This is a genomic window from Enterococcus sp. DA9 (assembly GCF_008000875.1).
Classification (GTDB): domain Bacteria; phylum Bacillota; class Bacilli; order Lactobacillales; family Enterococcaceae; genus Enterococcus_B; species Enterococcus_B lactis.
Genome location: NZ_CP042840.1, coordinates 55564 through 68691, shown reverse-complemented (window position 1 = coordinate 68691; position 13128 = coordinate 55564). Strand labels below are relative to the sequence as shown.

10 protein-coding genes are annotated in these 13128 nt (G+C 35.2%); 2 read left to right on the top strand and 8 right to left on the bottom strand.

Features of this window, described 5'->3' with window-relative positions:
* Window positions 1-774: 774 nt before the first annotated feature.
* The 5 genes from FTX43_RS14250 to FTX43_RS14235 all read right to left on the bottom strand — a co-directional run bounded on the left by FTX43_RS14250 (window position 775) and on the right by FTX43_RS14235 (window position 5012).
* On the bottom strand, window positions 775-1953 hold the full coding sequence (locus FTX43_RS14250) for an IS256-like element ISEf1 family transposase (RefSeq protein ID WP_147607149.1): 1179 nt from the start codon (window positions 1951-1953) through the stop codon (window positions 775-777).
* A gap of 108 nt (window positions 1954-2061) precedes the next feature.
* The gene (locus FTX43_RS15355) at window positions 2062-2577 is read right to left on the bottom strand and encodes a S9 family peptidase (RefSeq protein ID WP_261801563.1); all 516 of its coding nucleotides are present in this window, start codon (window positions 2575-2577) and stop codon (window positions 2062-2064) included.
* A 125-nt stretch (window positions 2578-2702) separates the two neighbouring features.
* Window positions 2703-3272 (bottom strand): hypothetical protein, encoded by a 570-nt coding sequence (locus FTX43_RS15350; RefSeq protein ID WP_261801562.1) that lies wholly within the window; start codon window positions 3270-3272, stop codon window positions 2703-2705.
* A gap of 11 nt (window positions 3273-3283) precedes the next feature.
* The gene (locus tag FTX43_RS14240) at window positions 3284-4090 is read right to left on the bottom strand and encodes an ABC transporter permease (RefSeq protein ID WP_002330357.1); all 807 of its coding nucleotides are present in this window, start codon (window positions 4088-4090) and stop codon (window positions 3284-3286) included.
* Between the two features lies 1 nt (window position 4091).
* Window positions 4092-5012, bottom strand: a complete 921-nt coding sequence (locus FTX43_RS14235; protein WP_002299560.1) for an ABC transporter ATP-binding protein — start codon at window positions 5010-5012, stop codon at window positions 4092-4094.
* Window positions 5013-5074: 62 nt separating this feature from the next.
* Between FTX43_RS14235 and FTX43_RS14230 the strand changes: the two genes are divergently transcribed.
* Together FTX43_RS14230 and FTX43_RS14225 are read left to right on the top strand one after the other, a co-directional pair.
* The gene (locus tag FTX43_RS14230; RefSeq protein ID WP_002330356.1) at window positions 5075-5365 is read left to right on the top strand and encodes a hypothetical protein; all 291 of its coding nucleotides are present in this window, start codon (window positions 5075-5077) and stop codon (window positions 5363-5365) included.
* A gap of 208 nt (window positions 5366-5573) precedes the next feature.
* Window positions 5574-6746, top strand: a complete 1173-nt coding sequence (locus FTX43_RS14225; protein ID WP_002323245.1) for an IS256-like element IS1542 family transposase — start codon at window positions 5574-5576, stop codon at window positions 6744-6746.
* A 355-nt stretch (window positions 6747-7101) separates the two neighbouring features.
* On the opposite strand, the gene FTX43_RS14220 is transcribed toward FTX43_RS14225, so the two are convergent.
* Genes FTX43_RS14220 through FTX43_RS14210 form a run of 3 tightly spaced genes read right to left on the bottom strand, consistent with a single transcriptional unit; the run spans window position 7102 to window position 13118 of the window.
* A complete protein-coding gene (locus FTX43_RS14220; protein ID WP_147607148.1) occupies window positions 7102-8964 on the bottom strand; it encodes a DEAD/DEAH box helicase in 1863 nt (620 codons plus the stop codon).
* On the bottom strand, window positions 8954-10225 hold the full coding sequence (locus FTX43_RS14215) for a ParB N-terminal domain-containing protein (RefSeq protein ID WP_147607147.1): 1272 nt from the start codon (window positions 10223-10225) through the stop codon (window positions 8954-8956). Before FTX43_RS14215 ends, FTX43_RS14220 begins: the two co-directional genes overlap by 11 nt.
* Window positions 10215-13118, bottom strand: a complete 2904-nt coding sequence (locus FTX43_RS14210) for a type III restriction-modification system endonuclease (RefSeq protein ID WP_147607146.1) — start codon at window positions 13116-13118, stop codon at window positions 10215-10217. Before FTX43_RS14210 ends, FTX43_RS14215 begins: the two co-directional genes overlap by 11 nt.
* Between the last annotated feature and the right edge of the window lie 10 nt (window positions 13119-13128).

Here is a 13128-nt window from a genome sequence, read left to right as displayed (position 1 = left end):
TATTCCTCCTATAATTTTGGTTTGTTTAAAATAGCTTTCTTTGATTCCTCCTTTTTCTTTACTGAATTTAGTATAGGATAGATTTCCGTTAAAAAAATTGACGCTCATCAAGAAAAGTATTTCTTAATAGACGCCAGGCTTCTCTATTAAATTCAACTAAAATAATCAAAGGAATGAAGTCGTTCCCTCCAAACAAAAATTTCATTAAAGTAGGGCCTAAAAAAAGAATAGCAACTATACTTTGTCAAGAGACCTGACTGCTATTTTTTTGCTTGTTATTCTTCAATTACCAAATGTCTTGCCTTGCAGTATATTTAATACTCTTTCTCACTAGTGTTGCATGCAACACTAGTGAGAAAGAGTATTAATAAGATTAACCTAGAAGAATAACTTTACTTTATTTATGTCATACCATAAATAAAAATTGAAAAGAATTTTTTTATTTATTTTTAGTAGATCGATTAATAGGAGTTTTAGCTTGGGAGCGTCAATAATTTTGTGTAAATGGTTCTTCCCTACTGTAGATTGTTTCTAATTCTCCATCGGTTGACTCAGCATTTGTTCGAGCTCGCCTTCGGCCTGTTGGAAACCTTTATGACTGCGACCTAGGAATTTTTGGTTGTAAGTATCAAAAGACGAGACTAAGAAACGTTCCATCGACTCTTCATTTTGGAACTATTCCTTGCGGTGGCTGTATTTCTTGATTTGCTTATTAAAGGATTGGGAGCGTCAATAATTTTGTGTAAATAAATTGTCCTCCTGCAAAATAATTAGTTACTCAGTAAACATTGAAACTAATGTATCGGTTACCTGTTGAAAACCTTTATGGCTTCTGTTTAGAAATTTTTGATTGTATGTATCAAAAATGCTGACTAGAAAGCGTTCTAGTGATTCTTCATTTTGAAACTGCTCTTTTCTACGGCTGTATCTTTTAATTTGCTTATTGAAAGACTCGATTAGATTGGTTGAGTAAATGGTTCTACGAATGCTAGGTGGAAAATCATAAAAAGTTAATAAGTCTTGGTTTTCTATGAGTGACTGCGTCACTTTAGGATAGTTTTTCTTCCATTTCTCAATCATGCCGGATAAGAAGGTATTCGCTTCTTCTTTTGAGTTAGCTTGATAAACAGCCTTAAAGTCATCACAGATTTCTTTTCGGTCTTTGACACGTACTTTATGAGCGATATTACGAGATACATGGATACAACAATGCTGATATTTTGCTTTAGGATAAATTTGATGGATAGTATCTTTCATGCCTTTTAAGCCGTCCGTAATAAAAAGCAAGACTTCTTGAACTCCTCTGGAGTTAATATCCTGTAGCAGCTCATTCCAAACGTATGTTGATTCAGTTGGAGCAATCGCATAACTCAGTACTTCTTTAGTGCCGTCTTCTCGTATACCAATGGCAATATAAATCGCTTCTTTGGATACGGTTTGACGTTTTAGTGGAATGTAAGTAGCGTCCATAAAAATAGCGACATACTTATCATTTAAGGCTCTGGATTTAAAGGCATTTACTTCTTCAGTCAGAACTTTAGTCATGTTGGACATGGTTTGTGGAGTATAGTGATGACCGTACATTTTTTCGATCAAATCAGCAATTTCAGACATCGTAACACCTTTTTCGAATAAATGGATAATAGTGGTTTCCAATGTATCGTTTGTTCTTTTGTAGGCTGGTAAAGTTTGTTGTTTAAACTCACCATTACGATCTCTAGGTATTTCCAATGTTAATTCACCATATTCGGTTTTGATTGATCGAAAGTAAGAACCGTTTCTCGAATTACCTGAATTAAAACCAGTGCGATCATATTTTTCGTAATCTAAAAAAGCCGTTAATTCAGTCCGTAGGAGTGTGTTTATCGCTTTTTCTAAGTGCGAACGGAATAATTCATTTAAATCGCCTTTAGTGACTAGAGTTTGCGCAATTTCTGTAGTAAAATCATTCATAGGGAAGTCCTCTTTTCTGTGAATTGGTTGTCGTTAACTTTATTCTACAGAAGGGACTTCCTTTTTTGTATGGATTTTTTCATTTACACAAAATATTTTATACTCTCATTACTTCAATAATCTGACTATTCTTTTATTTCTGATTTTTTCTTTTTTTATATCTACTTCATAATGAGAAAAACCATCTAGTACTGTCAAATGCATTCCTTCGTATTTTTTTACAAAATAGTTAATTTGTGCAATCGGACAAGTTTTATCTTCACTTCCATGAAGAAATCTTATAGGTAATAATTCTTTCATTGCCAGATTTTTTTCTGGAGAAAATTTCCTATAATCAGAAAAATACTTTTCAATAAGGTTTCTCGAATCTGAACAAAGATACATATAAAATAAATTTGTAAATCCACTAACAGAGACTATTCTTGCTATACTAAAATTAATAAATTGAGAGAGACAGATTGCGATATACGCTCCATAACTCTCACCATATATTTTTATTTTAAATCCTTGAGAATCATAATAGCTAACGACAGATTTTACAGCTTCAACATCAACAACACCTCCGTTACCTATTAACTCATTTTCATATTTTTGGGAATATCCTGTACTTCCAGGAAAATTCACCAAACAAATATTATTGAAATTATGATAGAAATCAAAGATTAAATCTAAGTATTCATGATTATAGTGATATTTAGGTCCTCCATGCAAACATATCAGAACTGTATCATCACTTCTATTAATGTGAGTTAAACAAGGAATTTTTTTTCACCAATTATTTGATGTTCAAAAAAAGAAAGAGGGAAAGTAAGTTGACTAGTCATCTTTAAATAATTTAATTCTCTTTCAGGAATACTGTAATAAAATAGCATTGAGCTATTCAAAGTTGAACTACATAAAAGAATCAATGTTTTGTTATCAAGAAAATAACAATTTTTTACAGTAAAATGTACTGGAATATTTAATTTTTCTTGGTTTACAAATACAATATTGCCTCCTTTATCATTCGTAACAGTTAAACTCAAATTTTTATAAGTATCATGCAACAGAGTATTATAATCAATTGATCTGACGTTATTTAAGAAACCAGAGGCTTTACAATTAGGCACATAAAAATGATTCACTTGATTTTTTTCTTTATAGATAAGCTTTCCTTTTTTTATACCTATTGGCACTATCATAAAAGATCTTTCGCATATCATATCTTTTTTTTCAAATGGATACAGCGAATAATAAAGTCTATAATTACCTGTTTTACTTAGCATACTTGCAATTATACATTTTCGATCATTAGTAAAAAAAATGCTTAGGATTCTCACTCAGTCACCTTCTATCGTTCTGTCAGCACTAAACTCATCTTGGAAACAGCAAATGACGAAATACTTATCATAATCAATGTGGCTAAAAATACTAAAACGATGATTAATAAACTATTTGCTGGTGTAGCAAATACTATAGACCTTATTGCATATAGTTGATAAGTTAACGGATTAAAGTAACCAATAACTTTAATAAATGTAGGGACATTTGTAATTAAATAAAATGCAGGAGCTGTAAACCCTAATGGAGTAATAATAAACGAAATAATTGAATCTCTTCGCTGATAATCATTAATTTTCATCGTAATCAATGCAGCTATGGATGTCCAAAAATACAAGACAATTATCACAACTATTATCCCTGCCAAATAATTGATTAAACCAATTGAGCTTCCAAACAAAGTAGCTATAATATAAAGTACACTAGACTGAATACATATGCCTATAGTAGGATACATACTCATTCCTATAATGTAATAAAATGGTGAAACTCCACTTTGACGTTTCAAAGCTAATAGACCATATCTTTTATCTATAGTAATTCGATAAATTGTTTGAGTCATTTGTGAAATAATCAATATTCCCAAAATCCCAGTTAAAGCATAATCGGCATAAGAAATTGTTTTCCCCTCATAGGCAATATTTGTGACAAAACTATTGATACCTAAGACAATAAAAATATAGTACAAGATTGGTTGAACCAATTGTGATATGATCAATCCTTTGTTTCTAAGAAACGCATTTAGCTCATTTTTTACAATGATTTTTAATCCCTTTATTCCTAAATAATGTTGCACCCTAAATTGACTTGGCATCATTTTAAAGACCCCCTTCTCTATAATGAATGTATAAGTCTCTTAATGACATAGTTTCCTTAACAATTTCATCTATTCTAAAGAATTCTTTTGTATCCATAAACAATTGTGTTAAATCACTTTCTTGATTTAATATAAATCTATACTGAAAGTTGTCTAATCCTGTCACAGCAATACCTTTTTCATTTAACTTATGAATAATTTCTTCATGGATTGATCTATCAGTAGTAATCTGGTAACTTTTTTTAGGCGCGTTTTCGATCAAGAAATTTTTTAGATCCCCCGCGTATAAAACCCTTCCTTTATCTATCAAAACTAAATTATCACAAAATTCTTCTAATAAATGTAAGTCATGTGACGACACAAAAACTGATTTCCCTTTAGCTGCTTCTTTTTTTAAAAATGACAACAACCGATTAGATGTTTCTGCATCTAGTCCTGTTGTTGGCTCATCTAACAAATAGAAGTCAGGCTGGTGAACAATGGAGCGCGCAATTTGAACACGTTGTTGCTGTCCCCCAGATAGTGCATCTACAGGTTTATTTTTTAAATCCGATATACTTAATAAATCTAAGGCTTTTTCGGTCAATAATTTTCCTGTTTTTGCATCTATTCCTGCTAATTGACTGCCTAAGTAAACGTTATCCCACACATTTGTGTACCAATCCATCACCTGAGTCTGCGGTGAAAAACCTATAGTTGCAAATAATCGTTTTTCTATAAAATCCTGATCAAACTCTACTGAACCCGTCGTCGGAGTTTGAATCCCAGCAATAATATTGAATAAGCTTGATTTACCTGCTCCATTATGCCCAACTAATGCTACTATTTCACCGGTAAATATGGAAAGATTAATGTCTTTTATCGCAAATTTTTTTCCATATTTAAGACTTAAATCTTTTATATCTAATACATTTTTTTTCATTACTAAACTCCTTTTCTAAGGTATAATTAATTAAATCTTACTTAAAAGAGAGGGATTCTAATATGGCTGAACGAACCATCGATCAGAAAATTCAGAATGTTTTAAAAAAATTTATTGATTCCTATAAGGATAATCGAAGTCTCACACCCCAAACCTCCTATTTATTTTATGATTTTATAATTCTATCCTACCATAATAAAAGAAAAAATCGTTACAGTATTTCTACGTTGTCAGAAATATTATTAGCGGAAGGTATTGAAGCAAATTTATTAATAAATATATACGCTCATTCCCTTTATGTACTAGCATTGAACGATGGCAAGCAGATATATGATAAAGGATTTTTAATATGAACTACTATGATCGAGTTAAGAGGCAACATGGTATCTATTTTAATTTATTATCTAAATATAACTTACATCCCCTAAAAAAAGATCACTGGATTTATGCATACAAACAAAGATAAAGTCCATATAATTGTGTAAAAGATAAAAGGCCATGTAACAGCCCTTTTACGGTACAATGTTTTTAACCACAAAAACATACCCAGGAGGACGTTACATGACCCAAGTACATTTTACACTGAACAACGAAGAGGTTCAAAGTATTATTGAACATTCGGTAAAAGATGATGTTTCTAAAAATATTTTAACCACTGTTTTCAACCAATTGATGGAAAATCAACGAACAGAATATATTCAAGCCGATGACTATGAACGTTCAGAAAGTCGTCAGAGTCAAAGAAATGGCTATTATGAGCGAGACTTTACGACTCGTGTGGGTACACTCGAATTAAAAGTGCCTAGAACACGTGATGGTGAATTTTCACCGACGGTGTTTGAGCGTTATCAGCGAAATGAAAAGGCACTGCTCGCTTCAATGCTTGAGATGTATGTTTCGGGCGTTTCGACACGTAAAGTTTCAAAGATTGTTGAAGAGCTATGTGGAAAATCTGTATCGAAATCTTTTGTTTCTAGCCTGACTGAGCAGTTAGACCCGATGGTCAACGAATGGCAGAACCGTTCACTCTCAGGTACGAATTATCCTTATCTGATGACTGATGTTCTCTACATAAAAGTCCGTGAGGACCATCGAGTGCTTTCTAAAAGCTGCCATATTGCGATCGGGATAACAGAAGGTGGCGACCGTGAAATCATTGGCTTCATGATTCAAAATGAAGAAAGTGATGACACATGGTCCATCTTCTTTGAATACTTAAAAGAACGCGGCCTAAAGGGGACAGAACTCATCATTTCTGATGCCCATAAAGGCCTAGTGTCTGCGATTCGTAAGTCATTTACCAACGCAAGTTGGCAGAGATGCCAGGTCCATTTTTTAAGAAACATCTTCAGTTCCATTCCAAAAAAGAATTCAAAACCGTTTAGAGAAGCAGTAAAAGCGATCTTTAAGTTTACGGATATTGAACTCGCTCGAACAGCTAAGAATGCCTTAGTCGGTGAATATATCGACCAGCCTAAATATACAAAAGCCTGCGAAATATTGGATAATGGCTTCGAAGATGCCTTTCAATACACGGTTATCGGAAATAGTCATAATCGGCTAAAAAGCACCAACCTTCTTGAACGACTGAACCAGGAAGTCCGCAGAAGAGAAAAGATTATTCGGATTTTTCCCAACCGAACGTCTGCCAATCGATTAATTGGAGCTGTCCTTATGGACCTTCATGACGAATGGCTCAGTTCTACAAGAAAATATATTAAGTTTGATCAATGAGAGACCGGTAAAACATTGTATAGTATTTTACACAGGATTATGGACTTGACTAGTTGTCTCATTTTGAAATTTTAAAACAATATTTTGCGAATACAAATATCGCAGAAAATAGAAAGAATACTTAGGTGTTCTGTCAGTCAGCAGTCCGATAAAAAGCCTATAACCCAGTAAATAAAAACAGTAGCGACTATTAAATTCGCTACTGTTTTTATTTCTGATATAGACCAATAAGTATCAAAATGACAAGTTATATTAAAGATAAGTCAATTAACATTAAAAAATCAACAAGTCCAAAAAGCAGCGATTAGCAAATAATTTATCCGGTCCACTGTTCAATCATTTTGTAATTAATATTCTATACTCTAATCTTTGTGATTATTTTCTTCACATCCTCCAAATAATCATCTCCTACCTCTGGAAGTAACAAATTACCTTCTATGGCATTTATCATCACTAACTCTTTTTCTTTCAGCCGATCATAGACTAATTGGTCAATGAAGCCGTTATGTGCATTATTTCCATCTGTCATCAAGTAATAATAGCGAGTATATTGATTATCATCTAAACCTAATCGGTGAATACGATCTCGAGATTGTAACATAAAAGTCAGATTGAAATTGTATTCAAAATAAACAGCATCATGAACTGATTGATGCAATGAGATAGATTCTCCTAAAGTCGCAGGGTTTGAAATAAGGACTTGAACGGGGCCATTACGAAACTCATTAATCAATTCAACACGATCTTCTTTAGGCGTTTGCCCGTAAATCAAATGTGAAAGTATTTCTCTTTCACTTAACTCATTGTGTATTTTGTGCATAGTCCCAACAAACATTCCCCATACAATAACTTTTTTCCCTTCAGCAACCAGTTGTTCAATCAGTTGCATTCCTGTGGTAAACTTAGGTGTCACCATTGATTCTACGCCAGCATCAAAATACATACGTTGTTTCGCTTTATTTTGCTCAACATGATCTAGTGCAGATTCAATCGAATAGTCTATTTCATCAAATAAAAAACCTAAATCATTCAAATTAATTTTTTCAGTCAAGAGTGCCGGATTAGTTGACGCTTGCAATAAACGAATATATCGGCCCAAAACATTCGTTTCAACTTCATGAATCGTTTTAGCTAAGTCAATTTGTCGCTCACTGGGTTGGACAACGAGGAGTTGGTCTGGGTCCGCTTCAGGGACATTCAAATCTTTTTTAGTGGTACGCCAAAAAAATGGCTGTAGCTTCTCATTAATTTCGTTAGTATTCGATGCTTCTAAATCGTGGATATCCCAGCTAAAGAAAGACTCATACTCATTGTCATAGAGCAAATGCAGAAAATTGTAGATATCTTTGTAAGAATTTGGGATAGGAGTTCCTGTGAGTACGTAATGATAACGTGCTTGCTTTCCTAGCTTTAAGGCACTTTGAGCTCTTTTCCCTGCTGGATTTTTTATACGATGAACCTCATCGAACACTATCATCGTCTTTTCATCAATTAAGGCATTCAAGACCGATAGTTTCCAACCAAAAAGTGATTCATAATTAATCACAATTACATTAGCAATTCCCCAATCTGTTCGAATATCACCTGGATTATCAAAGTCTTTCAAATTCATAAAATGGAGCGAACGCTTATCGCCAAACACCTCAATAAACTCTGCTCGCCAAGCTTCAAAGGCATTAAGGGGAGAAATCACTAACACTTTATTGACTTCATTCATAGCTGACGAAGAGAGATAAGCAAAAGCCCCATAGGTCATCGCGGTCTTGCCAGCCCCAGGCACACTAAAATTTGCAGCACGCTTCATAGTTGCTAAATAGAAACTCGCTTGAATTTGTTGTGGTTTCAAGGGACGACTGATCTCTCGATCGACAATCTCTTCAAATTGCTGTAATTCTAAGTTCCAACGATTATCGTATTCTTTAATAGTTATCCCGGCAATTCTCTGTTCGTCTATTGCATAGCGATTTTGTTCAATGAAAGCTCGTATTTCTTGAGCTACATCAAGATCGCCCTTGAGTCTGTCGTTGAGTTTTTCAATCAATTCAGTGAGCTGAACGTAATTTAACTCACTGGAAAGCACTAATTGGTCAACATTTTGAAAGAAAGATTGGTATCGCTCTATTAGTCGTTTAACTTTGCGTGTTTTTAGAATTTCCATATCATTATCGATGAACTTAAATGTTCCATCTAAACTTACCAACCGAACATTAGAGCTCATCTTCGTATACCTCTATTAGGTCACCGCTGATGAGATTGATTTTAACCAACATCTCCCGAATTTCAGCTACTTGATCCTTAGAAAAGTTTGAGAACTGTAGGTTACCCGTTAAACCATCTCCGCGTTTCATATCATTTAAGGTATTCAGCGTTTCCCTTACATCTGCGATAAAACTATCGACATTCTTACCACGATTTTGACGGTTGACGGTCTTATTATATGCTTCACTGATTTGGCGTAATTCTGGCGTGGCTTCTTCCAGTCGGTTGCGATAGTCTGCAGCAGATTGGATAGGGTCACTTTCTAGCTTGTCACGAAAATCTTCAACAGTTTCTTCAACTTCATCATTAAAATGCTTATTAACCGCAGAACCAACTATTTCCTTAATGTAGTCGCGAGACTCTCTTAAAGTATCTCCGCCAGTCAAGAATGCTTTGCCCAAAAAGGTAAACGTAGTTATCTTTGTCTGCTCATAGTTTGGACCTTTATTCGGGAATAAAGACGTTAATTTTTTAGCCAACTCATATAAATGCGTATAAAGCTTTAAGTCTTTTATAATATGATAATTCTCTGAATCGCTATTGATAAAAAGTAAAAAATCGTGTATTAAGCCAACCGTCGCAATGCGACTTTCGACATCCTTCACATTGATATTCGACTCGATTGCGTAATCTTTAGCACTCATCAGTTCATCTGTAATGACCGTCTTATAAATATCTACAGCTAAATCAACAGGATCATACTGAAGTTTTTCTTCGGTTCCCATCTGTATGGCTAATTCAAGTCGCTTAATCTGAGCACGATCTGCTTTGGCATCATAAGTGAACGGCAAAATCACTGCTTCAAAGTATTGACTCGTTCCAGTTTCAGCTTGTAACTGTCGCAAGGCCGTAAAGCGTCGGTTACCGTCAATAATACGCCCATCTTGCAGTACATAACCATAAACTTGTTGTCCTTTTTCTTTGATTGATTTTTTAGTCTTTTTTAAAGCAGTAGCATTATCTTCTTCGATAAACATTGCAATCTTGTTGTTGTAGTCAGAGTCTGTTTCATCTGTTTGAGCTGTTAAAGTACCAAATTCTCTTTTAATCTGTGTGGAAATACGCCCATTTTCATCGTTATAGTACAAATATTTTAGTGGTATACGATACACATCGAGCATCGTATCTGTTAAATTCGGAATCGTTGTAGGCAATTTAGGTTTGGCACCCGTTTTAGCAATTTCGCCAGTTCTCCCTAAATCCATCAAATTATTTGTCATTTAACTTCGCCACCTTTCTTAATTTATCGTATACATCTTGTGCTGCCGTTGCCTCCTGGTATTCGACACCATATTGTTTTAATGCCCCAAAGAAACGCTCTTGTATTACCACAATCTGCTCATCGCTAAGACGCTTCCCAGAACCCTCCGCTTTGGTTTCGACCAATAAATAGACATGCGACTCATCTTCTCGCTCAACAATATAAACAAAGTCAGGAGTTGTCGTTCCTCCCATATACTTTGGAACCTGAATCGCTTTTTTAGGCAATTTACCGAAGGAAAGGATATTTGGAGCATATCCGTACTTCAATAGTTCTCTTTCAGGTTTCGCTGAATCGTACCGATGTGGCGGAATTTCATAGAGTTGTCGACCGTCATCTACTACATCGTTGTCTTCATTGATACCAATAATAGTTGCTAGAATATCCTCTTTAAAATCATTCTTCATCACATCAAAAACAGACGTACTGGCCTGAAATTCAAGAGGGTGGTAGTGATAACTTTGAGCATAGCGCTTTTCAAATCGATCTTTGAAGTCACGGACTAAATTACTAAGCGTTAATTCATTTAAATAATCTTTATTGCCACCATAGGTTTCTTTTAAAGCACTAAATAAACTCTTATGCAATAGCGCTGGTTTCAATTTAGTGCGTTGGGTCAATTTTAATAAAAATTCACCATATTTCATACCTGCAATTGGTTTACGGCTATCGTAATTGGCTGTTTGTTCACGTACACGCATTTCACCGTTCTCGTCATTATAATACAATTCGTTGCGAGTGAATTCTGGATACTGAAGTGTAAAGTTATCCTTATCTTGAATCATTTCATCAATGAGCAGCTGCAAAGCCTCGTCATTGACACGGTCAAATTCTAACATATAACGGTTTGAGAATTGCTCCCATAGATGGCGCATTTTATTCCAATTTTCTTTATTGAGCTTGATGCGCTGCTTATTTTTAGGGCCACCTGTGGTAATTTTTCCTTTTTTAACTTGTGTCGCTTCCGTTAAAACAGGATACAATTCAATTAGTTTCTCAAAACCATTCTCTTTAAAATCATTATTGCGCTTAATAATATTGGCAGCATCGAGTTGTTCTAATAAAGTTTCTTCATCTAAATTATCTGTTTTTTCGATAATTAGTTGCATCATAGCGGAGGTTAGTTTACTTTCATTTAACTTAACTACAGCATCATCATTGACTTCTGCAACTAATTTATTGGCAAAGTCTTTCTCATCATAACCAATGAGGAAACGTAATCTGCTCGGAAGCTCATCTTGTAAAAGCCGATGGCCATTCTCATCAACTGGTAATCGTAAACCACGACCGACTTCTTGAATCTTAGAATTCTCACTCCCTGATGTCCGTAGTTTCGCAATCATAAAAACATTGGGATTATCCCAACCTTCGCGGAGAGTCCATTTAGAAAATAAGAAACGACGAGTTTGCCAATTCCCCTTACCATCCTTAAACGACAGTAGTTTTTCTTTGTTTTTTAAGATGTCATCCACCTCTGCTTGAATAGCTTCGTCCCCTGAACCACGGTCTTCGCCAAAGTAGCCTGCGTGAACATTCTCAGTTAAATCAGCCAAGGTCACTTGTAAGAAAGATAAGTATTCTTGCTCTCGAGGTAACTTTTTCAAGCGGAACTCACGAATCAGTGCTTCTAGTTTGCGTCTAAGATGCTTCTCAAATAGTTCTTTCAACCATCCTTTTTCATCACGATATGACTTGATCGAATCAATAAAGAAGAGTGACAAAGTTTTGACCTTCGGTTGATACTCATTTTCACGCATAAAATTTGGTATTTCTGCCTCAAAATGCTTCTCAATCGCATCACGAATAATGAGTTCTTGGTAGGAGCTTGTCATCGTAGCAGGTAAGAAAGCCATCCCCTTCTCCAATTCAAGTCCATTTGATAGTCTCTTGGCACCCTCATAATAAATATCCCCATCAAAACCAATGTCATCACCTTTACCATAAGTATAGAGAGTTGAATTGTGCCTAAGAACGAGTTGTTGGTTAGTTACTGATTCGACCACATACCGCTCTTTAGACTCCGTTTCAGTTACATTGGGATAATAAACATCAATCCCTTTAACTAGACCATTATTAAATGAAGAGACCGCATTCAGGTTGAACTGAGGTTGTTTGCGGTAATAGTCTTTCACGATGGTTGCTTGACGTCCTTTCCCAGCCTTTACGTCAGGAAAGGTGGCCCCCAAACGGATAATCATTTGCGGTTCGACTGCCGTAATCGATTTATAGTTCGCCTTATCTCTTGGAAAACGATGAGGCTCATCAATCATCACAATCGGTCGAGTGGCTTTAAGCCCTTCTAAGGGTGATGTCCAACCAGATAAGAGCGTTTGAGCGTAATCTTTCTTCATTGATGCAGAATTAAGCATCCCGGCATTAATCAATAAGACCTGAATAGTTGAAGAATTCAACCGATCGCCTTCAATAAACTCTACCAAGTGTGCTGGCAACAAGCCTTTTTTACTATTAAAGTCGCCGGCATTGATCACGTTGAGGTTGATTTGTGTATTTTCATAATATTGCGAAAAGTGCTGCTTGGCATAATCCGCAACAATAAAGTTTTTCCAACCTTCTTTAATCGCCGGACTTGGCACCACGACAATAAATTTGAATAAGCCGTATTTTTGATGCAACTCATACATGGCACGCACGCCGACATAGGTCTTGCCTGTTCCTGTCTCCATCTTGATATCGATATTGGTATTCTCATTGCCACGGCCTTTAACAATCGGATTGGCGTATACATAATCTTTATCTGGGTCTTTCGTGCGTTCATCTAGACCATAAAATGCTTCATCTAATGCTTGGAGAGCTTCCAGCTGATGGGGTAATTCTTCTAATAGAATCTTCATGCTTTCTGCC